The sequence below is a fragment of the Maridesulfovibrio sp. genome, from assembly GCF_963677005.1.
In the GTDB taxonomy this organism is placed as follows: domain Bacteria; phylum Desulfobacterota; class Desulfovibrionia; order Desulfovibrionales; family Desulfovibrionaceae; genus Maridesulfovibrio.
On record NZ_OY781616.1, the window covers coordinates 261,728 to 285,012 of the forward strand.

The 23,285-nt window shown below is 49.6% G+C and carries 21 protein-coding genes; 6 read left to right on the forward strand and 15 right to left on the reverse strand.

The annotated features are described in order from the left end of the window. Nucleotides 1-57: 57 nt before the first annotated feature. Nucleotides 58-1,146: an aminofutalosine synthase MqnE gene (gene mqnE, locus ACKU4E_RS01240; protein ID WP_320169270.1), complete on the reverse strand. Its 1,089-nt coding sequence runs from the start codon at nt 1,144-1,146 to the stop codon at nt 58-60. A gap of 89 nt (nt 1,147-1,235) precedes the next feature. Between mqnE and ACKU4E_RS01245 the strand changes: the two genes are divergently transcribed. Continuing rightward, nucleotides 1,236-2,084: a 1,4-dihydroxy-6-naphthoate synthase gene (locus tag ACKU4E_RS01245; protein WP_320169271.1), complete on the forward strand. Its 849-nt coding sequence runs from the start codon at nt 1,236-1,238 to the stop codon at nt 2,082-2,084. A gap of 9 nt (nt 2,085-2,093) precedes the next feature. Here the strand turns inward: ACKU4E_RS01245 and ACKU4E_RS01250 are convergent, their stop codons facing one another. The 5 genes from ACKU4E_RS01250 to ACKU4E_RS01270 form a co-directional block, all read right to left on the reverse strand. Continuing rightward, nucleotides 2,094-3,014 carry a DMT family transporter gene (locus ACKU4E_RS01250; RefSeq protein ID WP_320169272.1) on the reverse strand — a complete coding sequence of 307 codons (921 nt, stop codon included), beginning with the start codon at nt 3,012-3,014 and terminating at the stop codon, nt 2,094-2,096. 260 nt (nt 3,015-3,274) lie between these two features. Then, nucleotides 3,275-3,532, reverse strand: coding sequence for a hypothetical protein (locus tag ACKU4E_RS01255; protein WP_320169273.1), 258 nt, complete (start codon nt 3,530-3,532; stop codon nt 3,275-3,277). Between the two features lie 85 nt (nt 3,533-3,617). After that, on the reverse strand, nt 3,618-4,139 hold the full coding sequence (yjgA, locus tag ACKU4E_RS01260) for a ribosome biogenesis factor YjgA (RefSeq protein WP_320169274.1): 522 nt from the start codon (nt 4,137-4,139) through the stop codon (nt 3,618-3,620). Nucleotides 4,140-4,212: 73 nt separating this feature from the next. Then, on the reverse strand, nt 4,213-5,097 hold the full coding sequence (locus ACKU4E_RS01265) for an EamA family transporter (protein ID WP_320169275.1): 885 nt from the start codon (nt 5,095-5,097) through the stop codon (nt 4,213-4,215). Between the two features lie 5 nt (nt 5,098-5,102). Further along, entirely contained in the window at nt 5,103-5,540 is a 438-nt protein-coding gene (locus ACKU4E_RS01270) for a C-GCAxxG-C-C family protein (protein WP_320169276.1), read from the reverse strand. A gap of 584 nt (nt 5,541-6,124) precedes the next feature. On the opposite strand from ACKU4E_RS01270, the gene ACKU4E_RS01275 reads away from it, so the two are divergent. Together ACKU4E_RS01275 and ACKU4E_RS01280 are read left to right on the forward strand one after the other, a co-directional pair. Further along, complete coding sequence (locus tag ACKU4E_RS01275) at nt 6,125-6,601, forward strand: Lrp/AsnC family transcriptional regulator (RefSeq protein WP_320169277.1); 477 nt, start codon at nt 6,125-6,127, stop codon at nt 6,599-6,601. A 132-nt stretch (nt 6,602-6,733) separates the two neighbouring features. Next, nucleotides 6,734-9,754 carry a proline dehydrogenase family protein gene (locus tag ACKU4E_RS01280; protein WP_320169278.1) on the forward strand — a complete coding sequence of 1,007 codons (3,021 nt, stop codon included), beginning with the start codon at nt 6,734-6,736 and terminating at the stop codon, nt 9,752-9,754. Nucleotides 9,755-9,989: 235 nt separating this feature from the next. On the opposite strand, the gene ACKU4E_RS01285 is transcribed toward ACKU4E_RS01280, so the two are convergent. After that, nucleotides 9,990-10,592, reverse strand: coding sequence for a DUF445 family protein (locus ACKU4E_RS01285; RefSeq protein ID WP_320169279.1), 603 nt, complete (start codon nt 10,590-10,592; stop codon nt 9,990-9,992). Nucleotides 10,593-10,829: 237 nt separating this feature from the next. On the opposite strand from ACKU4E_RS01285, the gene ACKU4E_RS01290 reads away from it, so the two are divergent. After that, nucleotides 10,830-11,996 carry a diguanylate cyclase gene (locus tag ACKU4E_RS01290; RefSeq protein WP_320169280.1) on the forward strand — a complete coding sequence of 389 codons (1,167 nt, stop codon included), beginning with the start codon at nt 10,830-10,832 and terminating at the stop codon, nt 11,994-11,996. 32 nt (nt 11,997-12,028) lie between these two features. Here the strand turns inward: ACKU4E_RS01290 and ACKU4E_RS01295 are convergent, their stop codons facing one another. From ACKU4E_RS01295 to ACKU4E_RS01310, 4 genes are all read right to left on the reverse strand, one after another. Then, entirely contained in the window at nt 12,029-12,676 is a 648-nt protein-coding gene (locus ACKU4E_RS01295; RefSeq protein ID WP_320169281.1) for a hypothetical protein, read from the reverse strand. A 197-nt stretch (nt 12,677-12,873) separates the two neighbouring features. After that, nucleotides 12,874-14,019, reverse strand: coding sequence for an MlaD family protein (locus ACKU4E_RS01300; protein ID WP_320169282.1), 1,146 nt, complete (start codon nt 14,017-14,019; stop codon nt 12,874-12,876). Then, a complete protein-coding gene (locus ACKU4E_RS01305) occupies nt 14,016-14,813 on the reverse strand; it encodes an ATP-binding cassette domain-containing protein (RefSeq protein ID WP_320169283.1) in 798 nt (265 codons plus the stop codon). The genes ACKU4E_RS01300 and ACKU4E_RS01305 overlap by 4 nt, the downstream gene beginning before the upstream one ends. Before the next feature lies 1 nt (nt 14,814). After that, nucleotides 14,815-15,918: an MlaE family lipid ABC transporter permease subunit gene (locus ACKU4E_RS01310; protein WP_320169284.1), complete on the reverse strand. Its 1,104-nt coding sequence runs from the start codon at nt 15,916-15,918 to the stop codon at nt 14,815-14,817. Nucleotides 15,919-16,175: 257 nt separating this feature from the next. Between ACKU4E_RS01310 and ACKU4E_RS01315 the strand changes: the two genes are divergently transcribed. Then, a complete protein-coding gene (locus tag ACKU4E_RS01315; RefSeq protein WP_320169285.1) occupies nt 16,176-18,140 on the forward strand; it encodes a methyl-accepting chemotaxis protein in 1,965 nt (654 codons plus the stop codon). Nucleotides 18,141-18,389: 249 nt separating this feature from the next. Here the strand turns inward: ACKU4E_RS01315 and ACKU4E_RS01320 are convergent, their stop codons facing one another. Beyond that, nucleotides 18,390-20,111 (reverse strand): bacteriohemerythrin, encoded by a 1,722-nt coding sequence (locus ACKU4E_RS01320; protein WP_320169286.1) that lies wholly within the window; start codon nt 20,109-20,111, stop codon nt 18,390-18,392. Nucleotides 20,112-20,273: 162 nt separating this feature from the next. After that, the gene (locus tag ACKU4E_RS01325) at nt 20,274-21,200 is read right to left on the reverse strand and encodes a LysR family transcriptional regulator (RefSeq protein WP_320169287.1); all 927 of its coding nucleotides are present in this window, start codon (nt 21,198-21,200) and stop codon (nt 20,274-20,276) included. Nucleotides 21,201-21,339: 139 nt separating this feature from the next. Here ACKU4E_RS01325 and ACKU4E_RS01330 point away from each other — a divergent pair, with 139 nt between their 5' ends. Then, nucleotides 21,340-21,777 (forward strand): hypothetical protein, encoded by a 438-nt coding sequence (locus tag ACKU4E_RS01330; RefSeq protein WP_320169288.1) that lies wholly within the window; start codon nt 21,340-21,342, stop codon nt 21,775-21,777. Between the two features lie 26 nt (nt 21,778-21,803). Here ACKU4E_RS01330 and ACKU4E_RS01335 read toward each other — a convergent pair whose 3' ends face one another. Further along, nucleotides 21,804-22,715 carry a phosphate acyltransferase gene (locus ACKU4E_RS01335; RefSeq protein WP_320172602.1) on the reverse strand — a complete coding sequence of 304 codons (912 nt, stop codon included), beginning with the start codon at nt 22,713-22,715 and terminating at the stop codon, nt 21,804-21,806. A gap of 70 nt (nt 22,716-22,785) precedes the next feature. Next, nucleotides 22,786-23,265, reverse strand: coding sequence for an acetolactate synthase small subunit (ilvN, locus tag ACKU4E_RS01340; RefSeq protein WP_320169289.1), 480 nt, complete (start codon nt 23,263-23,265; stop codon nt 22,786-22,788). Nucleotides 23,266-23,285 lie beyond the last annotated feature (20 nt).

A 23,285-nucleotide genomic window follows, 5' to 3' on the forward strand; every position in this document is an offset into this window, starting at 1 on the left:
GTCCTTTGGAGCATGAGTTTTACCGGACCGGGAAAGTGGCCGTTATTCCGCAGGGGATCATACTTCGTTGAAGACGGCATCCCTTTCAACGGGAACAAATCCGCAGCCCCTGATCATTTCCTCAAGCTCGGTACGGCTTAACGCCTGGCTGGAGGAGGCTCCGGCCATGTGTCCTATTTTTTCTTCCACCACGGTGCCATCGAAATCATCGGCTCCGAAATGAAGTGCCGTCTGGGCCAGCTTGACTCCCAGCATTACCCAGTAGGCTTTGACATGGGGAATGTTGTCGAGCATGAGCCTGCTCACCGCGATGGTCCGAAGCTCTTCAACACCGGTCAGCGGTTCATCTATTTTCAGGCGGCTGTTTTCCGGCAGAAAGGGCAGGGGGATGAAACAGTTGAACCCTCCGCTCTTGTCCTGCTGGAGGCGCAGTCTGTTCAGGTGGTCGATTCTCTGCTCAGCTGTTTCAATGTGTCCGAACAGCATTGTGCAGTTGGTTGTGTAACCCAGTTCATGGGCTTCGCCGTGTATGCGCAGCCAGCTGTCGGCATCTATTTTTTTAGGGCAGAGTTTTTGCCGTATCTCGGGATCGAATATTTCCGCACCGCCTCCGGGCATCATCTCCACACCGACTTCCCGCAGTTTTTTCAGTACTTCTACTGTCGATATGCCGGATGTGCTGGCAAGATGGTCTATCTCCACTGCTGTAAAGGCCTTGATTGCCGAGTCGGGGAATTCCTTTTTTATCTCCACGAAGGTTTCTTCGAAAAATTCAAGCGGGATGTCGTGATGGCATCCGCCGACAACATGGACCTCACGCGGGGGAATCGGAGCGTCTTTAAGTTTCCGGATGATTTCCTCCCTGCTGAGCCTGAAGGCTCCTTCTTCGCCACGAACACGGGCGTAGGCGCAGAAAAGGCATCCGTTAACACATATGTTTGTGTAGTTGATGTGGCGGTTTATGACGTAAAAAGTCTTATTCCCGTGCAGGGCGCGGCGTTTGATTGATGCCAGGGCTCCAAGGGCGTTCAGGTCCGGGCAGCTGTAGAGTTTAAGACCGTCTTCAACGGACAGCCGCTCTCCGGCGAGAACCTTATCCAGAATGGAGCCGAGTCCTGCGTTTTGAAAGTAATTTTTTGAAATCATTTGTTCACCTTTGTTCTGCAGTAGATAAAAGTCGGGTCCGGCCATGTCAATACTGGATTTCCGGCTCGTTACGATATAGAAATCAGGGTATGAGAAAAATACTTGAAGTGGGCTATTCTCCATGCCCCAATGATACGTTTATATTCCATGCCCTTGCCAGCGGTGCTGTCCGGATTGAGCCTTTCAGCCTGAATATCACCCTTGCCGATGTGGAAGAGCTCAATTCCCTGGCCCGGTCGGGACGTATGGATGTCTGCAAGGTCTCGGCACACGCTGCCGCCCATATCATGAATGATTATGTCCTGCTGCGTGCAGGCGGAGCCATGGGGCGCGGAGTCGGTCCTCTTCTGCTTTCCGGAGAACCTTGTACCATAGGTGACCTGAATGGCAAGCGCGTAGCCATACCTGGACGCAACACCACAGCAAATCTCCTTTTCGGTCTTCTCTGCCGGGAGTCCGGGGTTCGGGTTGAAACCGAGGAAATGGTTTTCGACCGGATCATGCCTGCGGTGAAAGAGGGCAGAGTTGCGGCCGGGGTAGTCATTCACGAAGGCCGTTTCACCTATCAGACCATGGGATTGTCAAAAATAGAGGACCTTGGTCGATGGTGGGAGGATTTTTCCGGTCTGCCCATACCGCTTGGCTCCATTGCCATCAAACGCTCTCTTGGACCGGAGATCGCTTCACTCGTCAATTCTGCCATCCGCAAGAGCCTGACGTTATCACACGTGGATTCAAGTCTGGCCTGGCCTTATATCAAAGAACATGCGCAGGAGATGGATGATGCGGTCATCCGCGAGCACATTGAAACGTTCGTTACCGATTACTCAATGGATGTCGGTGAAGAAGGTGAGCAGGCTGTTTCCAGACTTCTGCGTGAAGCTGCTTTGATGGACAATATTGTCCTGCCCGACCTACCTGTCTTTATTGATGCGTGACCGCTGTTTTTAGACCGGGGCTTCGGCCTTATCTTTATCCGATCTGTCCCTGTTTCTGTCCTGACTGAGTATGACGCCGGTCATGACCAGTGCTGCGGCCGTAAACTGGATGCCCGTGAATCGTTCGTCCAGTATGACCCATCCCAGGACAAGGGTGAATACCGGGATAAGGTTGATGAAAGCCGAAGTCTGGTTGGCGGGCAGTTTGCTCATGCCGAAATTATATAATCCGTAGGCCCCAAGGGTTATGCAGATACCAAGATAAATGATCATGCCCAGCGCAAGGGGGTCAAAGGTTGTCGGCATGGTTGTGGAGGGCAGGACCAGCAGCGGCAGATAGAATATTGCGCCCATGAAAGCCTGAAACGCGGTCAGGAAAAGGGCCGAGTAGTAGGCGGTCATTTTTTTGAGAATGGTCATGTAGCCCACAGCGCAGCACATGGCCAGAAATTCCAGAAAATTACCGAGTATCGGATTCGGTGCGGAATCTGTTGATTCGGAGCACAGGGAAAGCCATATGCCGCCAGCTACCGCCAGTATGAATCCGGTAAGTGTTTTGCGGCTGAGTCTTTCATTGAGCACGAAGCGTGCCGAGACAGCCATCAGCAACGGCAATGTCGCGCAGATCATACCTGCCTGTGCGGCGGAAGTGTGGAGCAGGGCGTGGCTTTCGAACACAAAGTACATGCACGGTTCGCAAAATGCCATGATTGCCAGCCATTTGAAATCTCCCTTGCGGATAGGCTGCTTTCTGAAGCCGGGAATGAAAAATACAAAGCAGAGGGATGCCAGCATCATCCTGCCGAAAATGACCACGGTAGGATCGTATACAGCCATGGAAATTTTAAGTGCTATGAAGGAGCTGGACCAGAGAAGAACTGCAAGCAGCAAAGCCAGCACCGCAATATATCTGGACAGGAATCTGGACACGGGATCTTCCCTTATATTCCGGTTTTCCGGGTTCGGGCACGTTCGTGTCCGGTTGAAGAATCTGGCTGTTCCCTGCAGGGAAATACTAGGGGTGGAACGGGATTAAGACTTGTAGATTGTCCCGTCAGGATTGAATATGAGTTGTGAAATGCTTTGTCAACGGGATGTTTGTTGCGGATAGCTGAAAAAAACAATCGTTGAAATAAGAAAAACCCGGAAACCTCGCGGCTCCGGGTTTTTCCTTTATATGCGGTGTCGAGCTATCTGCACCATGCGAGGAGGTTGAACGAGGAGTAGCCGTTATCGGGATTTTCAGCGTAACGGCAACCGAGATTTGAGTCGTCGCGCTTATTGATGATGTCCTGATCAGATCCTGCGTAGTGCGGGCATTCATTGTTGTTGCAGACGACAATGACCCCCCAGCCGGATTCCGGAGGAGCAATCCAAGGGGAAAGAGGTTCTCCGCAGTGCGGGCAGGTCCTTTCTTCAAGTTCGACGCCTTTAAAAGTATAAGTCACGATAACTCTCCTTGATCTTTTCCTTGTTTGGTATGGTGTGAATTATTTCACAACTGTATTTAAGTTGTCGTTTGCGACAGTCAAGTCATTTGGCTTCAGATAATTCCCTTAATGCCTTGAAAAGGGCTCTTGAAGCTTTCGGCGGCTTGTTCTGGGCTTTTTCCTTTTTGGCATTGCGCGCCAACTGGGCCAGCCTCTGTCTGTCCGCATCCGGGTAAATTTCCAGCAGTTCGTCAAGGATAGACATGTCTCCCTCGACAAGGGAGTCGCGCCACTTTTCCAGTTGGTGGAATTTTTTGTTGTCCTTCCTGTTGCCGTCCTCAATATCATCAAGGAAGTCGATCAGCGGCCGGGAGTCCATATCCCGCATGAGCTTTCCCAGATATTGTGTCTGCCTGCGTCTTGCTTCATGCGAAGTCATGGAGATGGCATCCAGTACTTCCGTGATGAAATAATCGGGAAGACCGCATTTTTTTACCAGTTCCGGGCTGAGTTTCATCAACCGTTCAGCCAGGTCCTGCAGGGCGATCATGTCCCTTTTTTTCTGTGAGCGGCTCGGGCCGGAGTATTGTTCCTTGTCATCATACAGGTCTTCTGAGTCGTACATATATTGCTGTCCGGGTTGTTTTCGTTTTTATAAGTTCATCATCCACTTTTTTGCTGCACAGCACAAGCCCAGGCTACTTGCTGCGGTTTGTCAACCAAACTCCTGCGATGGTAAGCGTGCCACCTATAACAAGGAACATGTCAACCTGCTCTCCCAGCATTACAACTCCAAGGAAAATAGCAACAACCGGGACAAGGTTTATAAATATCCCTGTCTTTGAAGGTCCTATCTCCCTTATTGCCGAAAAATACCAGCTGAAGCTGAGCCCGGTACCGAGCAGGGCAAGGTACAGGACACATATGTAATCCACAAATGAAGCATTCATCGCTTCGTTTATGAGTCCATGGTACAACGCAGGTCCTATCAGCATAAAGGTGCCGAACAGGCAGGACCAGTATACCGATTCAAGAGCGGAGACTCTTCGAAGCACCGGCTTTCCGGCCAGCGAATAAGTTCCCCAGCTTAATGCGCAGCCGATGATGCACAGGTCTCCGAAATTTGCGCCTTCGGTTAATATGGATACAGGGTTTCCATGGCCTATGATGGTACTGACTCCAAGCAGGGCCAAGACGAACCCTACAGCTTTTCCGGGAGGAAATTTTTCTTTGAATATCAGCGCGGACCCCAGAGCGATGAAGCTCGGGGTGGCTGCGATTATCAATGCGGCCCTTCCTACGGGGACGGTCTTCAGGCCGCTGAAGAAAAGAATATTGTAGAGAAATACCCCGGTGAATCCGAGAAATGCCAACGGCAGAATATCCTTTCTGCTGCATCTGGGCTTGTGGCCTGTTCCTCTGCAGACCAGGAAAAACATGAATACTGTGGCAAAAAGAAAGCGCAGGAATGCTGCCGAGTAAGGGGTCAGATGTCCGGCAAGTGTGCGGCCGGCAATCCATGTTCCGCCCCAGAAAATAACTGATCCAATGAGTTTGAGATAGAGCAGGGTAGTGCTTGGCATATGGCTTAAATATTATTCCTTAGCAGGTTTATGGCGAATTCGGCTGCATCTTCCACAAGCGGGTAGCAAATATTTTCCTTGATACCATCTTTCTGGAATTTTATGCGGTCTCGGTCTTCACGAAAGTCGCATCCGCAAAGTTTGTAACAGTTGGTGCTGCCGAAACGTGTTTCGAACCAGGTGGTGAATTCCTGCGCCAGTGCATAGCAGTAATCCAGGTCCTGTTCCGGGTGCTGCCTTCCATGGAGCAGGCTTATCAGCAGCAGGCTTCCCTGATAGGCGCCGCATGTTCCTGTTGTTCTCGATGTCCCCGAGCAGAAAGCGGTTGCCATGGCCGGAATGGCCGGGTTTTTTATTCCCAATGTCTCGGCACCGGCCAAAAGTATACTTTCGGCACAGAGGTAGCCTTCTTGGAAGTATTCGCGCGCGTTATTTTTTTTCATATTCAGCTCCGTGGAACAGGGTTAATGAATAATATTCTTGCGTGTATGTAAGGCAGAGAGGGAATAAATTGCTTTTTTGCCGGGATTGTCGTAAAAAAAGTTTGGATTGTACGGGAAATTTGCGTTGATAATTGTGCAAATCGAATATTGTTCTCTGTGCTTGCTTTGTTCTGCATAATTACATAATGTACGAACTTAATTCGTCAAGAGTTGCCCGACATCTAAATCACAATCCGGCATTTTGCAATGCAGTAATCCGCGCCTCTGACCTCTGCACTTTTTTACGGTTTTTTGTTGACCGGTTTCGCCGTTATGTCCTGAATGGTGTATTATTCATCATTTTGTACAAAATTGTTTGTATATGACGGATCGGGTTGCAAGAACGTTTGATCTTACCATCAATCAAGTTTGCCCTGCCTGGACAAATCGGTATCTATAAGTTGAAAATTCTGCTATAAATAGAGTTACGCGGTAAATGTTCTTGTGTTAACGTATTTTACTTAATTTTTGTCTTGTTTTTGTGGTTAGCTGTGTGCTTTTGTCTTGACAAAACCTTTAAAATTGAATTTTATTCTTAAAGAGCAATGAGTAAGAGAAAAATTGACGAAACTGATCGTAGAATTCTGACGATACTTCAGAATAGTGGCAGAGTCTCCAATGCTGATATAGCCCGCAAAGTGGGCATGGCTCCTTCGGCAGTGTTGGAAAGAGTGCGTAAGCTTGAGCGCAAGGGCGTGCTGGTGGGCTATGAAGCCATAGTCGATCCAAAAGCTGTGGGCAGATCACTTACCGCCTTTATCTTTGTAAACGTAAACGAAGGTGTCGGTGCAACTTCAACAGGGCTGGCTCTTGCCAAGGTTCCAGGCGTCCTTGAGGTTCACTATTGTGCCGGGCGGGACAGTTATCTGATCAAAGTCCGCTGTGAAGATACCGACGGGCTTGCGATCATGCTGGGACAGATCGGCCGTATTGAAACTGTCCGCGACACCAATTCCACCATTGTTCTGAACACGATCAGGGAATCACGTGCAATTCCTTTGGAAGATGAAGATTTGAATTAGACGCAGACTGGGAAAATTTCCGCGAACAGGGCGGCTGTGGGCAGGTGCTCTAAGCATGCCCCGGGGAAGGTCTTTGATCGGTCTGCAAAATTTATCTTTTGATGAACCATTAAAGATCCAAGGAGAAAAGGTATGAGCGTTGAAATCTCCTCCCTCGACAGCAAGATCATTGATCGCGGAAAACTTTTTTTCAGTTCCATTTCCGGTGAAGCCCCCTCTGTCTTCAACAAGGGCTGGTGGACGGGAAAGGTAATGGACTGGGCCATGCAGAACGAAGAGTTCAAGGTCCAGATGTTTCGTTTTGTGGATGTCCTGCCGTATTTGAACACTTCGGAATCCCTTTCCAGACATATTGAGGAATACTTTGCCGGAGATGACAGCAATATTCCCGACGTTCTCAAGTGGGGAGCCACCAAGACCGGCTTCGGCGGCGGACTTGTCGCCAAGGTTCTCAACAAGACGATCCGTTCGAATATCGAGGGAATGGCCCGGCAGTTCATTATCGGGCAGGAGGCCAAGGAGGCTGTAAAAGGGATCCGCAAGCTCCGCAAGGACGGTTTTGCCTTTGTCCTGGACCTGCTCGGAGAAGCCACTGTTTCGGCTGAAGAGGCCGATGCCTACCGCGAAGGCTACATGGAAGTCCTAAATGCCATTGAGAAGGAATACAGGAAGTGGGACGGACTGGGAACCGGCGGAGAACTTGATTGGGGACATGCCCCGAAAATCAACGTTGCCGTTAAGCCTTCAGCCTTTTACTCCCAGTCCAAACCGGTTGATCTCGAAGGAACAGTCGAGGGCATGATCGCCAGTATCGAACCGGTTTACCGCAAGATAATGGACATGGGCGGATTCATGTGCATCGATATGGAACAGCTCAAGTACAAAGAGCCTACCGTGGAGATGTACAAGCGTCTTCGCAAGAAATATCCCGACTATCCTCATCTGGGAATAGTCTTTCAGGCATATCTCAAAAGTGTCGATAACGATGTGGCTGGATTGATTGCCTGGGCCAGAGATGAAAACCTGCCGATTTCAATCCGGCTGGTAAAAGGGGCCTACTGGGATTCGGAAACGGTAACAGCCAAGCAGAACGACTGGCCTGTTCCGGTCTGGACCCGCAAGCCTGAATCGGACATGGCATACGAGCGCGTGGCCCGTATGATTCTTGAAAATCACGATATCTGCCACTATGCCTGCGCTTCCCACAACATCCGTACCATTTCCGCAATCATGGAAATGGCTCAGGCCATGGGCGTTCCGGAAGACCGGTACGAGTTTCAGGTCCTTTACGGGATGGCGGAGCCGGTGCGCAAGGGGCTTAAAAATGTGGCCAAGCGAGTCCGCCTGTACTGCCCGTACGGTGATCTGATTCCCGGAATGGCTTATCTGGTTCGGCGACTGCTGGAAAATACTGCCAACGAATCATTTCTCAAACAGACCTTTGCTGATGAGGCCGATGTTAATCTCCTTCTTGAAAATCCGGAAAAAACCCTTGAGCGCGAGCTTGCCGCAAAGCCCCGCAGAACCAAGCCGGAAGCCGCTGAAGGGGAGCTGCCGACCTTTATCAACTTCGCCCCGGCCGATTTTACGGTCAAGGAACAGCGCGAAGCCTTTCCCGCAGCCATAGCCCGCTTGCGCAGCAAGCTGGGCAAACGTTATCCGCTCTACATCGGCGGCAGGGAAATTGTAACTGACGATACTCTGGATTCATATAATCCGGCCGATACCTCAGAAATTATCGGGACCGTATGTCAGGCCGGTACTGCCGAAGTGGATCAGGCTGTCGCTGTCGCCCGCGAGGCTTATCTGGACTGGCGCAATGTGGAACCGCGTGAACGGGCTGAATATCTGCTGAAAGCCGCCAATTATCTCAAGGAAAATGTTTATGACCTGTGTGCCATGCAGGTGCTTGAAGTAGGCAAGCAGTGGGATCAGGCTCAGGCCGATATAGGTGAAGCCATAGACTTCATGGAATACTACGCCCGTGAAATGATCCGGCTGGGCGAGCCCCGGCGCATGGGTAAGGCTCCCGGAGAATACTCCCGTTATTTCTATCAGGGTAAAGGGGTGGCTGCGGTTATTGCTCCGTGGAACTTCCCGCTGGCCATCAGCGTGGGTATGGTTTCCGCTGCAATCGTTGCAGGATGTCCGGTTGTGTATAAACCCGCCGGTCTTTCCTCGGCAGTCGGTTTCGGAATTGTCGATATGTTCCGGGCCGCAGGACTTCCCGCCGGTGTTTTCAACTATGTTCCGGGGCGTGGGTCAGTCATGGGCGACCATCTGGTGGACCACCCGGATGTTGCGGTAATCGCATTTACCGGTTCCATGGAAGTGGGGCTGCGTATTCAGGAACGTGCCGCCAAAGTTCATCCCGGGCAGGAACAGTGCAAGAAAGTCATTGCCGAGATGGGAGGTAAGAATGCCATTATCATTGATGACGATGCCGATCTTGACGAAGCCGTGCTGGGCGTGCTTTATGCCGCTTTCGGTTTTCAGGGGCAGAAATGCTCAGCATGTTCCCGGGTAATCGTGCTGGATTCCATCTATGACCGCTTCCTGCACAGGTTGAAGGAAGCCGCCGGCTCCATAAAAATCGGTCCTGCCGAGGACCCGGCCAACTATATGGGCCCTGTTGTGGATGAGGGTGCAAAGCAGAACGTATTGGAGTACTGCCGCATAGCCGAGTCCGAAGGATCGGTTGTCGTCAAACGCGAAGCTGCACCGGAATACCTTGAAAAAGGCTGCTACGCACCGCTGCTCATTGTTGATGGTATCACAAAGGACCACCGTATTGCGCAGGAAGAGGTCTTCGGGCCGGTTCTCGCTGTAATGCGTGCCGGTAACTTCAGTGAGGCCATCGACATTGCCAACGCTACCAAGTTCGGGCTGACCGGGTCAGTATATTCCAGGAGCCCGAAACATCTGGAGCTGGCATCCAGAGAATTTCGGGTCGGCAACCTCTACCTCAATAAACCGAGTGTCGGGGCTTTGGTGGAACGGCATGCGTTCGGCGGATTCAAGATGTCCGGCGTGGGTTCCAAGTCGGGCGGTCCCGATTACCTGCTGCAGTTCATGGATCCAAGAATAGTCTGCGAAAATACCATTCGGCGTGGATTCACTCCCATTTCCGATGATGATGACTGGGTCGAATAAATCCGATTGCCTACTCCTTTTAATGTAACAAAAACCCCCGGCAGGATTTTTTCCTCGCCGGGGGTTTTCGTATTTGTCTTATTCGTAATTTTCGTTTGTTACAGATATTTTTTCTTTTGGATAGGGTGCTGACCGAAAACTGAATGTGTCAGCCTATGTTAAGAAAAAATAATTCCTGTTTTGATGAAAGAGATATAATCTGTTCATCAATGCACCTGTAATAAGCTGATATTCTTTACAGCATGAAGATGAGAACCTGGATCAGGCCGATGAGGAAACCAAGTACTCCGCCGATCACTTCGATAAATTTGAATTCCTTTTTCATTATGGAGAAAAGGATTGCCTCAAGTTGTTCCATGGAAAAACATTCAACCTTGTCCTGAACCAGACATTTGAAATCCAGTGAACACTCAAGTTGGGACGAAGTGGTTTCAATGAGTTTAGGCAGCATTTCATCAAGTTCTTTGGAGAGCATTCCCTTGACAGTTTTCATTGTTTCGTCATTCAGAAACATTCCTACCATCGGATGCAGGCTTGTCAGCCGTTCACGAAAGAAAACGTCCAGATAATCCAGAACAACTTCCTTGTGGCTGTCTATGAACTTAGGGTCATGAATGACATTTTTTATATCTGTATGAGAGATGAGTTCGCGTTCTATCATCTCGCCGAGACGGGCTGCCAGTTCTTTCTGTCGTTTGGGAAATATGCCCTGAATTGTAAACGGACCTATTTTTATAGGATGATGCGGGTGGAAAAGCATTTTTACAGCAAGATAGTTGGTGAACCACCCGATGAGAGCGCAGATTACAGGTGAGAGCAGCAGCTTTATTGTTATCATTATTCTATAAACCTCTTGTTGTTGTAGTAGTTCTCCGTGATACGGAAACGCGGTGACATAGTTGTCTAAAATGATGAAAAGAGCAAGTAAATACAATGCAATGTCGTATATATTATGTATTGTGCCTTGTTTTAATGATGCAAAATCGTAACCTAAGTGTAAAAATGCTTGATTAGTTGTAAAATCAGTGTAATATGCGTTTTCTGCATTGGGGGAATCAATCACTGGAGGGGAGTTGTGAGTAGGTTTCCTGATACTGAAGATACAGTAGAGTATGGTCAATTGAAGAAAGCATACGAAGAATTAAAGAAGTTGACTTTGGAAAAGTGCCCCGAATGCGGACAGGTCCGGTTTCGGGATCTTTTCGATGGAGCTGCTTCAGCCATTGCCGTTCTGGACTCTCTGGGGAATGTCCTTTGCATTAACAATGCCTTCCGGGATTTGAGCGGTTATGCTTCAAGTGAAATCATTGGTCAACCTTTGTGCCAAATTGTAACTAAATCTGGCGATACCGAGGGGCGTGAATTTCTGGAAAATATTTTCAGTACTCCGGATTTACGTTCGAATCTGAGTATGCCCATCGTTGATAGACATCAGGAACAGCATTACGTGGACCTGAGCATAGCTAATGTCGACATCGGTTCCGGGCAGCGGAACAGCATCTGTATTTTTTCGGATGTGACCAGTGAACGTGAAAACGAGATGCGGCGAGAAGAACTCATCGAGGAGCTGATGGAAGCCAAGGAACTGCAGGAGGACAACTCCGCAAGGCTGACCATGCTGCTGCACGAACTGGACGAAAAGAATCTGGAGCTTGAAACGGAAGTTGCGGAAAGGAAAAAAGCGGAAGCTCTGCTGCGGGAAAGTGAGGAACGGTTCAAAAATCTGAGCATTACCGATCAGCTGACAGGGCTTTTCAACCGGCGGCATATGGTGGACGTTGCTGAAAGGGAAGTTTCCGTCAGCAATAAGATGAACAGCCCGCTCAGCTTTATCCTCATGGATATTGACGATTTCAAGGTATACAATGATACCTACGGCCATGCAGCCGGGGATGTTGTGCTCGCACGTGTAGGACGCATAATTCGCGAAACCGTGAGGGATACGGACCTTGCATTTCGTTATGGCGGAGAGGAATTTCTAATTGTATTGCCTGTAACTGACGGCCCTACTGCAATGCAGCTGGCCGAGGAAATACGAAAAGCCGTTTCAAGAGAGAGATATTATCCTGCCGGAAACGGAGTTGTTCAGAAGACCATGAGTATAGGCGTTGCGCAGTATCTCATCGGTGAGCCGCTGGAAAAAGTGCTCAAACGGGCAGATGACAATATGTACAAGTCGAAAATTCGCGGCAAGAACAAGGTATATTTTTCCTGTGAGACAGGAGATTCACAGTTCGGTTAAAACCTTTGTTTTGTCGTACGGAGCATTTTTACCTATTTTTTTGCAACCGTTTCGGAAAGATCCCTCTCCAACTCGGTGAATATTTCTTTTGCCCCGCAGTTCAGTGCAGAGACAAGAGTTTTCGCTTCTGTGTCTTTCAGTTCAATTGCCCGGCTGAAGTTTCGTGAGTAAATTATCGGCAGGCCGGGATTTTCATTATCCAGCAGGAAAAACTGCATTTTCAGTATCGCCTTGTGCGGATCGCTTGAGTAATCCCCGTAAATTGCGTTTACGACCCCTTCAAGAATAAGGTTTCCGGTCCCCATGCTTTCCGGCCCCAGTACATTGGCGAAGAGTCCTGAATCAGACATCCAGGAGTGCAGCTCCTGAGTCATCATGGCTGCCGGGGTGATGAAAAACGCGTTGTAGTAATCCGATTCAAATGAGTTTGGTCCTGTTTTGTAGACCAGATTTCTGTCTTCATACCTTGGGGATATCTTTACCCTGCGGATAGTAAGGTTTGTGGTTGATTCCGGTTTCTTCGGTTCCGCCTTGTCCCTTGGAATATCAATGGTGAAGTATTTACGTTCCAGAGACGGGCGTTCAAGCTTTACGCACCCTGAGATGGCCGTTATGCCGAGTATCAGAAGCAGGACTGCTGCTTTTTGCAGTATATTTGAATTACCTAAATAATCTCTCATGTTCATCTCCATTCTAAGATATATCCGGCTCGGTAAAGTTGCCATTTTGCCTTGCGATTTATCCATCGCAGTCGTTTTCATACCTGATTGAATTATCTTTTTACACCCGGCGTCATGATTTATCCATACGGTGGTTCTGGAACCTTCGTATATGTGTCCCGTTTGGCCGTCCCCGGCACACCCGGACGGGCCTTCGGCTATTTAACATGACCTTTTCTGGGCGGTTCACCGAAAAGAACACCTGACGGATACTGTCTGGCCTCGTTGCTGAGTTCCCGCAGATTTTCTACCAGACGCCGCACGTTATCCAGTATGGAATCTATGTTGCCCTGCTGACCGGCCACGGTCATATTCACCCGCGAAAGAGTGCTTTCAAAGCGCACAGCAGCAGCCTTTATCCTGTCCGAAGCATCGCTGATATTGTTGAGCGTTTTGGAAAGATCGGTAAGAGTCTGCTTGGTCTGGTTGCTGTTGATATATGTTTCCATCCCCCCGACAACATTTTTGGCGCTTGCCGAGGCAATGCGGATGTCATGCAGTGCCATAACAATATCTCCGGAAGAACTATCCATAACCTTGCGCAGGTTGGCGGCGGATGCGGCCACGTCCGGCATGAGAGTGTCAATCTCCGGCGCTGCGAGCAACTGGTTGATCCTGGTCATGAATTTTTCGGTCTGTGCAAGGGTTCCGGTCAGTTTCTTGCTTATGGCCCCTGCATCGGAACTCTCAAGGAATTTGGAGAGGCTCTGGGCTACTGAGCGGACATCTTCCACCGCTTCGGAAATCTTGGCCTGGTTGATGTCTTCAAGAGTTTCGCTGATAGACGCAACTGCTCCTTCAACCCTGCTGAGCATGGACGGGGCGGAGGGGACATATATATTTTCCGGTTTCCAGGTTATTTTCAGCGGGTGATTTTTGGTCGGGTCCACATAGTCTATTTCCAGAAAAAGCTGTCCGGTCAGCCCTAGAGATACTGTTCGAGCACGCAGCCCCAGTTTTATCTCTTTGTTGAGATACTTCATGATGTCATTTACTTCTTTGCTCTTGAACATTTCATGGGTTATTTCACCCTGAACGTACACGTAGCGCATGTCCGTCTGGTCCATCTTTGTATAATGGTCGGTGACAAATCCTATTTCGCTTACCGAGCCGATCTTGACTCCTCGGAATTTTATGGGGGAGCCTATTTCCAGTCCGTTTACGGATTCGTTGAGGTATGTTTCCATTTTTACCGAGTGCTGGAATATCTTCCCTGCACCCAGAATCGCCAGAACCACGACCAACAGCATGGTACCGATGATTATGAAGAGTCCCACTCTGAACGGGTTGGTTTTGCGACTCATATTTTCTCCGTCGTTAATGAGGATTTTTCGTCTCTGGTTTTAATATCGCGCAGGAAGAAGCTGCGGACGATAGGGTGGTCCGATTCATCGCGGAGTTTTCTCGGGTCTCCTTCTGCGATGATTCCTTTAGTGCTTTTGTCGAGCATTATTACCCTGTCCGCAATGGAAAAGATGGATTGCAGTTCGTGGGTGACGATTACAAAGGTCACGCCCAGCGATCGGGAAAGGTTGCGGATAAGCTCGTCCAGTTCCGCGGAGGTAATGGGGTCAAGGCCGGCGGAAGGTTCATCAAGAAATAGAATTTTCGGATCAAGGGCCATGGCTCTTGCTATGGCTCCGCGCTTGAGCATTCCGCCTGATAGCTCGGAAGGCATTTTGTCTGCGGACGCTTCCAGTCCCACAAGGGAAAGCTTCATGCGGGCAGTGTAGTCCATGGCCTCGCGAGGCATGGAAGTGAATTCTTCAAGCGGCAGGCGGACATTTTCCAGGAGGGTCATGGAGCCGAAGAGGGCGCCCATCTGATACATGACTCCGATACGCCGCAGAATATCCAGTCTTTTGTTGCCCCAGGCTGATCCTATGTCATCACCTTCAATAAGGATGGTTCCGTTCGCCGGAGGGTAGAGTCCGATCATATGCTTGAGAACAGTGCTCTTGCCGCAGCCCGACCCTCCGAGAATTATAAAGATCTCTCCTTCCTGCACGCCGAATGAAATATTGTCTATGACAACACTTTCCCCGTAAGCGCAGGTCAGGTTACTGACGGTTATTATATTTTCAGTCTTTCCGGTCATGTCAGATACCTGCAAGAAAGAAAATGACGGCAAAGATTCCGTCAAATACAGCAATCAGAATAATTCCGCTGACAACTGCGCTGGTGGTTGAGTCTCCGACAGCACTTGCTCCGGACTTGGTCACTATGCCGCGCTGGCAGCCTATACCTGCGACCAGAAAGCTGAATACGAGCGCCTTGAGCATTCCGCCGCTGAAGTCGGTCCACTGTACATTCTGGAAGACCCGGCTGCAGTAGGTGGCCAGTGGGTATCCCATGGAAAGCATTACCAGAGCACCGCCTACAAGCGACATGAAATTGAAGAAAAGCGTAAGAAGCGGGGTAACGAAAATTGTGGCCAGCACTCGCGGCAGCACGAGGAAATTTACCGGATTAAGGCCCATGGTATTCAGCGCGTCCAATTCTTCGTTGACTTTCATGGTGCCTATTTCCGCGGCAAAGGCTGATCCGGTGCGCCCGGCGAGCAGTATGGCGGTGACCATGGGGCCGAGTTCCCGGAACATGACCAGCCCAAGCATATTTGGAACGAAAATTTCGGCCCCGAAGCGCATCAGGGAAACAGCGGACTGAAAGGACATGATCAGCCCCATAAGGAATCCGATCAGCAGTATGATGGGCAGTCCGTCAGCCCCGACTTTTTCACAGGTAAGCCAGAAGTCCGGCCAGCGAAGCCGGTTGCGGCGGGAAGCGGTGTTTAAGGCCGCCAGAATGCAGTTGCCTGTGAATTCGATCTGGGCCCGCATGTCCGCGGCAACGGTCTGCCCGGAAAGACCTATTGTTGTGATCCAGCCTTTTATGCCCCGGTGGATTTTTCCTTGATCCTGAGGCGGAGCTGCCTTATCCACATCGAAAAGATTCAGGAATTCTGCGAATTCAGGGCTGAGCCCTTTTATCGTTATCCCGGTCCCGGCATTCCTTCCGAGCACCTGCATCATCATGAAAAGTGATGCTCCTCCGCCGTCCAGATAATCAAGCTCGGAGCAATCAACTTCAATTGCTCCGGAGCTTACAGCCTTGCGGGCTGTGTCCCAGATTTCGCCTGCTCCATCTGCGTCCAGACGTCCGGATAATTTCAGGGTTTTTCCCGTTGTTGTGATTTTTATCAATCCCGGTTCCGTTATTTTTGCATTTGTATCATTGCTGAGTTTCTTCGTGATTTAACAGGAGAGGACTGTAAAGGAAAGGGGAACTTTAGCGTCAGTCTGGCGTTAGCTATTGTTTTTATGGGGTTCAGAAGATTTTTAACACTTATTTTACTATTTTTTTGTTGCTGTTTTGTGGCAAAACTAAATATCATACAGCAAAAAAATATAAAAACATATTATTTATTACTGTGGTATGTAAATAATGCGGGAGAATAAAAATGACTATCAAAGCTAAGTTGTGGTTGATTGCCTTGGTGGCAACCATAGGTTTTATCACCATATTTATCGTCGGGTTGGTCGGGGAAACGCTTATAAAGAAAGCAACGATTCTTGCAGAGCACGCATCCGGCATTGAAGTTGCCATGCTTCAGGCTCGTAGAGCGGAAAAGAATTTTCTTTTGCGCCACGATAGTTCCTATATCGATTCTGTTGAAAAATATTCAAAAGTCATGAAGAGCAGGCTTACCGCTTTGAATGATACTGCTCTTGGCGAGTATTCAAAGAAGGGGCTTGATGCAGTTTCCGCATACCTTGCAGCGTTTACAAGTGTGACCAAAGATTTCAAGGCCATGGGTATGGACAGCAATTCAGGACTTCAGGGGAAATTGCGTGAGGCCATAAGAAACGTGGAGAGCCTTGCAGTGAATGATGATCCGCGTATTGAGGCCGCAATTCTGCGGTTGCGCAGGCATGAAAAGAACTATCTTCTTTCCCGTGAAAGTTCACATCTGGAAAAATTGGAAAATGAAGTCGCCGGAGTTCGCTGTCTGATCCGTGAGTCCGGTTTTTCCAACGACCTGTCCAATAAACTTCTGGTTCAATTGGACCGTTATCATCAGCTTGTAAAAAGTTATTCCGAGCTGGCTGAAAAAATAGCTGCCAACAAACAAGGCTTTATTGATGCCGTGCGAAGCATGGAGCCGCTGCTGGAAAAGCTGGCCAGTGATGCGGCAGTGATGCTCAAGAGCAGACGGGATATGATCTACAACATAACAATAGGAGCTGAAGTGGTAACCATTCTGCTGCTCCTTTTTGCTGTGTCTCTCATTATCAAATCCATTGCCGAACCTTTGCGGTCACTGGAAGTCTGTGCCGAGCAGGTCAGCGAGGGAATCTACGAGGCCTGCGAAAAAATTTCTCTTACCGGTGAGCTTGAGTCCCTGCGGGAAATCATGGCAATGATGATAGTCAAACTGAAGAAGAGCATGGACCAGGCGGACGATAAAAGTCGTGAGGCCGAGCTTCAGGCCCAAAAAGCGGAATCGGCAATGCAGGAAGCTCACCGTGAGAAAGAGCATGCAAGCGCTCTTTTGGATACCATGTCCGCCATTTCCGAACAGGTGGATGTGATAACGGGGGAACTGCACGATGTGGCAAATGAATTGGCGCTGGAGTCCGAGGAAATCCGCAATGGAGCAAATAATCAGAAGATAAGGACAGATGAAACAGCCGTCGCTGTCCGCCAGATGAACGTTTCAATTGTGGAAGTGGCGGAAAGAGCCTCCAAAGCATCCGAAGGAACGGTCGCAGCAAGCCGCAAGGCCGATGAAGGTTTCAGGATTGTCGGACAGGTCGGAGAAGCAACTGACAGGGTGAAGGAACAGACCCGTTCGCTCAAGCAGGCTTTGTCCGAGTACAGCAATCAGGCTGAATCCATCGGCAAGATCATGAACGTAATTTCCGACATCGCAGACCAGACCAACCTGCTGGCCTTGAACGCCGCCATTGAAGCGGCCAGGGCAGGTGAGGCAGGGCGCGGTTTTGCCGTTGTAGCCGATGAAGTCCGCAAACTGGCCGAAAAGACCATGTCCGCCACACAGGAAGTCGGAACAGCCATCTCCGGCATTCAGAGCGGGACTGTTGCCAGCCTCGGCCTGATGGATGAAACCGAAAAAGCCGTTGAGCTTTGCCATGAAAAGGCAACTGTCGCCGGAGATTCCCTGAAAGAGATTGTCAGCATTATCAGTGAATCGGCTGGGCAGGTTGAGTCCATAGCCATAACTACCGAAGAACAGTCCAGCTCCTGTGAGCAGATCAGTTCTTCGACCGTAGAGATTCATTCGGTATCCAATGACACCTCTGCGAGAGTTGATCAGTCTTTCAAGGTTATCCGCAATATTACCGGACTGGCTTCAGATCTCAAGAAGCTGACAGGCAAATTGAATACCTGTAGGAACAACTAGCTGACTGCTCTTACACGCAGAATTTGTTATACGGAAAAGGATGGGCATTCCGAAAGGAATGCCCTCATATTGCTGACAAAGTTCCTATCTGCTGTTTCGCAATAAAAAAGCATGAAACTCGCGTGTGTCTACATACGCTTTGTTCCATGCTTTTTTTGCGCCTTGCATTCGGCACATTCTTAACCGTTTTGTATTCTCTATTTTCTCTTCAAGGCTTATCGAGTGTTTTTCATAAGGCTGGCCTGGATTTTAGTGATATCCGTGCTCGTGCATGAAGTCGGTATATTTGGCGTCAACCACCATAATATGCTTAATGAGCCAGTCCTTGAGGAATCTGATTATTTCAGTGGAAGCGGTAACTTTTCCGGCATCTACTTCGTCCTTGAAATCAGCGATTTTCTGAATGAAGTAGTGGTGCAGTTTAATATGGGGTTCCGTTTCAGGATATCCGTGCTTGTGGAAGATTTTTTCCTCGTAACCGAAGTGGTACTTGGTGTAGTCGAGCAACTCCTGTGTTACTTCCCCGATGACCTTTCCGGCACTGCGCTGACGCATTGCCGAGTAAAGTTTGTTGATCAGGTCGAGAAGGGTCATGTGGTGCTCGTCTATTGTTCTTACATGCACCGAGAGATCGTCCGTCCATTCGACGATCTTTCCGGAGCTTGTATCAATGATTCTGCCGCTGGATATGCCCTGCACAATGGAATCCAGTTCCTCGACAATACCGGCGATCTCGGTAAGAGCCTGGGCCGAGGAGTTCATGCCCTCGGATGTTTCCTGTGCCACCCTGGCCACATCGCTTATGGCCATGTTGATTTCTTCCGATGCCGCGGACTGCTCCTCACTGGCGGTGGCAATGGATTCCACCTGTGTGTTTGTGTCATCAACTATTCCGACGATGGCTTCCATCAGTTCTCCTGATTTGGCAGCTGATTCGGTGGAGTTGACAATATCTTCAGCGGCAGATTCCACAGCGGCGATGTTTTCGCGGGCATTGTTCTGTATTTTGGATACGGCTTCACCGACGCCCTTTGTGGCGTCCATGGTTTTTTCGGCCAGCTTGCGGACTTCATCGGCGACAACGGCAAAACCTCGTCCTGCTTCACCTGCCCTGGCAGCTTCAATCGCGGCGTTCAGAGCCAGCAGGTTGGTCTGGTCGGCAATATCGGTGATAACGGTCATTATCTGTCCGATATTGTCGGCCTGTTCGCCCAGGGTGCTCATGGTTTCCTTGAGATTGAGGATTGTTTCCTTGATCTGCTCGAAAGAAGCGATTGCTTCGGAAACTCCCTTGGCTCCGTTCAGGGCGTTTTCCTTTGAGCGGCTCGCACTGGTTGCCGCGAGAGAAGCGTTCTGGGCAACTTCCAGTACCGTGCTGTTCATTTCTTCCATGGCGGTAGCAGTTTCGGTAATGCGGTCACGCTGTATTTCCATGCCGCTGTTAACCTGGTTTACCTGAGCGCTCAATTCTTCGATGCCGGAGAAGAGCTTGCCGGAAATTCCCTGTGCATTGGCGGAGGATTTCAGGATGGCGTCCATGGCAGTGGTTTTGTCTTCAAGCTCTTTTGATGTCTTGTCCAGTTGCTGCTGCAGATCGTTTGATCTGCTTTCGGCATCAGATTTTGCCTGCTCAGCCTGTTTGAGTTTTTCAGCCATTCCGGAAGAGAGCTTTTCCACTTCATTCGCAGCAGTCATAAACTCGCCGTTGAAGTCGGCAGGTGATATTGTAGGTTTTTTATCTGAATTCAGTTCGCGCATGAATCTGCACAGATTTTCAAGCTGAGTAAAAACACCTGTGGCAACAGTGAACAGAGCCAGGACCATTGCAGCGATTGCTATACATAAGGAAGTGATCTGCAAAGTGGTAACCCCCGGTTGATCGGGGGGAAAAAGTGCGGCCTCCGTAACCATTGCTGCGGAAGTCAGAAAAATGAGTATGATTGAGATGATCAGTTTTGATCTTGGCGACATAAGGGGCTCCTTGATGATAATCTTCTATGTCTGACAGTTATGTTAAAGATATTAAAAAAAGGGTGCTACTGCAAGCAGACTGTGTTTATAAAAACATGGTGATGCCTTTTTTATGAGAAATCTATGATTCCTTCCAAGGAAATGCATTGCCTGAGGTTTAATTCATTTCGGTTGCGGAAGAGTTTCCGCAGCTTTTTTTATGATGGAACGCAGCCATTTGTGGGCCGGTTCATCGTTATTTAATGAATGCCAGTGCTGGAAGATATTGAATCCGGTATTTTCCAGCGGCAGGCGCACAATTCTGATATTACCGCTGTCCGCATGCATCAGGGCCAGCCGTTCTGCCAGACTGCCTACAAGGTCACTGTTCTCAACAAGAGCCGGAATAACTGTTTCCTGCTGGACAACCACTTTAATCTGCCGTTGCACCCCCTTGCGGTATAAGAAATCCTCAAGAAATCCCAATCCTGACTCCGAAAGAGATAACGCTACGAAATTACAGGAGGCAAGCTCTGCTTCCGTCATGTATTCCCCTTTTACCGGATGATCCTTGCGCACTATGCAGACCTCACTGTCTTCAAAGAGCTTTTCGCGCATAATCCCGGAACCGTAGTCCCGCTGGCAGCCAAGAAACAGGTCAAGTTTTCCCTCTTTCAGCTGTTCTGCGCGTTGTTCGTCCGTGGTCTGGATTATGCGGATTGATATGTCAGGAGCTTCCTTGGAGATGATAGTGAGGATTGATGGAAGCAGGAGTCTGCACAGATAGTCGCTTAGTCCCATGCAGAAGGTGCGCTGTGACGTTGCCGGATTGAAGTATCCCCGGTCGTCCAGTGACTGCATGATGTCTGCAAGGGACGATGAAATCCGCTTATGCAGGGTTGTACACAGCGGAGTAGGGTCCATTCTGTTGCCCCTGCGTATGAACAGGCGGTCTCCAAAGTGATCGCGGAGTTTGGCCAGGGCGTGACTCACCGCCGACTGGGTCATGAAAAGTCTTTTTCCGGCCTGGGTAAGACTACGTTCCGTGTATATCCGGTCGAGTATCACCAGAAGGTTGAGGTCCAGGCTGGACAGATTAGTTTTGCTCATACAGATGATGAATACCTTTCAGTGGTCATAATATACCGACGGGAGTATCCGTAAACACAACCCAGCTATTACGGCTTATTACGTAGTTTTTGGCAACAGTTCTGTTGCGTTTTCCAGAAGATGATAAAAGGAAATTGAAATGTCTGCATTATACGGTTCCCTGGCGATAGCTGTCGCCTCAACAGTTGTATATCATATCGCCCAGAAAAGTCTCGCCTCCGGCGGGTCCGTCTTCGGTTCGCTGGCTGCGGCCTACGGCATAGCCATGCTTTTCAGCCTTGCCGGATTGTATTTCCAGACCGGTCGCATAGAAGTAGGGGAGGTGTTCAGCCTGAGAAACTGGCCGGTGGCTGTTTTGGGGCTGGCTGTGTTCGGCATAGAAGTGGGTGTCCTTCTGACATATAAGTCCGGGGCCAATGTAAATTCCCTGCCCATGATCGTGAACGGAGTGGTCATGGCCTGTCTTGTCCCGCTTGGAGCGTTGATTTACAGCGAGGCCGTCACGGTTTCCTCCATGCTGGGGCTTTTGCTGATCGGTTCCGGAATCTGGCTTATTCTTTCCTCCGGGCATGCCTGATTCATGCCTCCGGTGCCCTTGTCTGGTCAGCAGCCTGCCAGATAGCAGGCCAGAGCGATGGAATGAAATTTGGAACTGTCCGAATCACCGCGGGATGAAACCACTATGGGAACATCACTGCCGACGACCACGCTGGCCATTGTTTTTCCGGCTATTGTGGTCAGAGCCTTGTAGAGAATATTTCCGCTCTCAATGTCCGGGGTAAGCAGTATGTCGGCCGCTCCTGCAACCGGGCTGTCCACCCCTTTGCAGGCCGCCGCCGTGCTGGATATTGCAATATCCAGAGCAAGCGGACCGGCCACCCTGGCATCGCCGAATGCTCCTTCTGCGCCCATTTTGGCAAGTATGTCTGCATCAAGTGTGGCAGGCATGGCCGGATAATTCACCTTTTCCGTTGCAGCCAGTATTGCCGCCCTTGGTTTTTCTATGCCCAGCTTACGGGCCACGTCTAGCGCATTGCGCAGTATGTCCGCCTTGCGCTGCAGGTTTGGTTTGATATTTACCCCGGCATCGGTCATCAGTACCAGTTTCCCTGCGGACGGAGCTTCGAAGACCGTTACCAGACTGATTATTCCTCTGATGGGTACTCCGGTCTGTTTGTTCAGGATCGCTTTTAGAACCACGCTGGTGCTGATCAATCCTTTCATGATCAGGTCGGCCCGGCCTTCCCTGAAAAATCTTACGGCCATTGAAACAGCGGTCTGGTCATCGTTTTCTTCGTGAAATTCATAGCCGTCAATGTTCAGGTCGTGCTCTGCCGCAACTTTAATGGCTTTTTCCCTGTTGCCGATAAAGATAGGTTCCGCAATGCCTTCGGCACACGCCGTCAGCGCGGAGCGAATAACGAATTCCTCTGCACAGGGGGCAATGGCTACTCTGGGCTTCTTTGTGTCCCTGCGAACATGTTCGATTATTCCGGCCAGCGAGGTAATGGTCATGGGCGCACCTTCCAGTTCGGGAGATTCCGTTTCATGATTTGTTTTCGGCAGGATTACTGGATGTCCCGGTTCAGTCGTCACCGCGTTTCAGGGCTATCATACCGGTTCGGCACATGCTTCTTATTCCGAAGGGTTGCAGGATTTTGATCAGTCCTTCCACTCTTTCCTGGTCGCCGCTCAGTTCAACCGTAATGGTCTTTTGGCCCATGCCCACAACGTCCGCTCTGAATACTTCGAAAATCTGCATTATCTGGGACATATTGTCCTTGTCGACATCGACTTTGATAAGGACAAGTTCGCGGTCGACAAATTCCCTGCGTTCAAGGTCGTCAAGCTTGATGACAAAGTCCATTTCCGCAAGCTCGTGCGTGACTTTTGTTATGTCTTCTTCACTTCCTTCTGCGCAGATGACCATGCGTGAAACATCCATGTTTTCTGTTTCTCCGCATGAAATGGAAGTTATGTTGATCTTATGGTCCTGAAAGGCGGCTGATGATTCGGCCAGAACGCCGGGCCTGTTCTTTACCAGTGCGGAAATAGTACGTTTCATTGTTTCTCCTGTAATGACAG

Bases quoted from the DNA above. Each gene is read 5' to 3' on its own strand.
- mqnE (WP_320169270.1), bottom strand. From the start codon at position 1,146: ATGATTTCAAAAAATTACTTTCAAAACGCAGGACTCGGCTCCATTCTG.
- ACKU4E_RS01245 (WP_320169271.1), top strand. From the start codon at position 1,236: ATGAGAAAAATACTTGAAGTGGGCTATTCTCCATGCCCCAATGATACG.
- yjgA (WP_320169274.1), bottom strand. From the start codon at position 4,139: ATGTACGACTCAGAAGACCTGTATGATGACAAGGAACAATACTCCGGC.
- ACKU4E_RS01265 (WP_320169275.1), bottom strand. From the start codon at position 5,097: ATGCCAAGCACTACCCTGCTCTATCTCAAACTCATTGGATCAGTTATT.
- ACKU4E_RS01270 (WP_320169276.1), bottom strand. From the start codon at position 5,540: ATGAAAAAAAATAACGCGCGCGAATACTTCCAAGAAGGCTACCTCTGT.
- ACKU4E_RS01275 (WP_320169277.1), top strand. From the start codon at position 6,125: ATGAGTAAGAGAAAAATTGACGAAACTGATCGTAGAATTCTGACGATA.
- ACKU4E_RS01280 (WP_320169278.1), top strand. From the start codon at position 6,734: ATGAGCGTTGAAATCTCCTCCCTCGACAGCAAGATCATTGATCGCGGA.
- ACKU4E_RS01285 (WP_320169279.1), bottom strand. From the start codon at position 10,592: ATGATAACAATAAAGCTGCTGCTCTCACCTGTAATCTGCGCTCTCATC.
- ACKU4E_RS01295 (WP_320169281.1), bottom strand. From the start codon at position 12,676: ATGAGAGATTATTTAGGTAATTCAAATATACTGCAAAAAGCAGCAGTC.
- ACKU4E_RS01300 (WP_320169282.1), bottom strand. From the start codon at position 14,019: ATGAGTCGCAAAACCAACCCGTTCAGAGTGGGACTCTTCATAATCATC.
- ACKU4E_RS01305 (WP_320169283.1), bottom strand. From the start codon at position 14,813: ATGACCGGAAAGACTGAAAATATAATAACCGTCAGTAACCTGACCTGC.
- ACKU4E_RS01315 (WP_320169285.1), top strand. From the start codon at position 16,176: ATGACTATCAAAGCTAAGTTGTGGTTGATTGCCTTGGTGGCAACCATA.
- ACKU4E_RS01320 (WP_320169286.1), bottom strand. From the start codon at position 20,111: ATGTCGCCAAGATCAAAACTGATCATCTCAATCATACTCATTTTTCTG.
- ACKU4E_RS01325 (WP_320169287.1), bottom strand. From the start codon at position 21,200: ATGAGCAAAACTAATCTGTCCAGCCTGGACCTCAACCTTCTGGTGATA.
- ACKU4E_RS01330 (WP_320169288.1), top strand. From the start codon at position 21,340: ATGTCTGCATTATACGGTTCCCTGGCGATAGCTGTCGCCTCAACAGTT.
- ACKU4E_RS01335 (WP_320172602.1), bottom strand. From the start codon at position 22,715: ATGACCATTACCTCGCTGGCCGGAATAATCGAACATGTTCGCAGGGAC.
- ilvN (WP_320169289.1), bottom strand. From the start codon at position 23,265: ATGAAACGTACTATTTCCGCACTGGTAAAGAACAGGCCCGGCGTTCTG.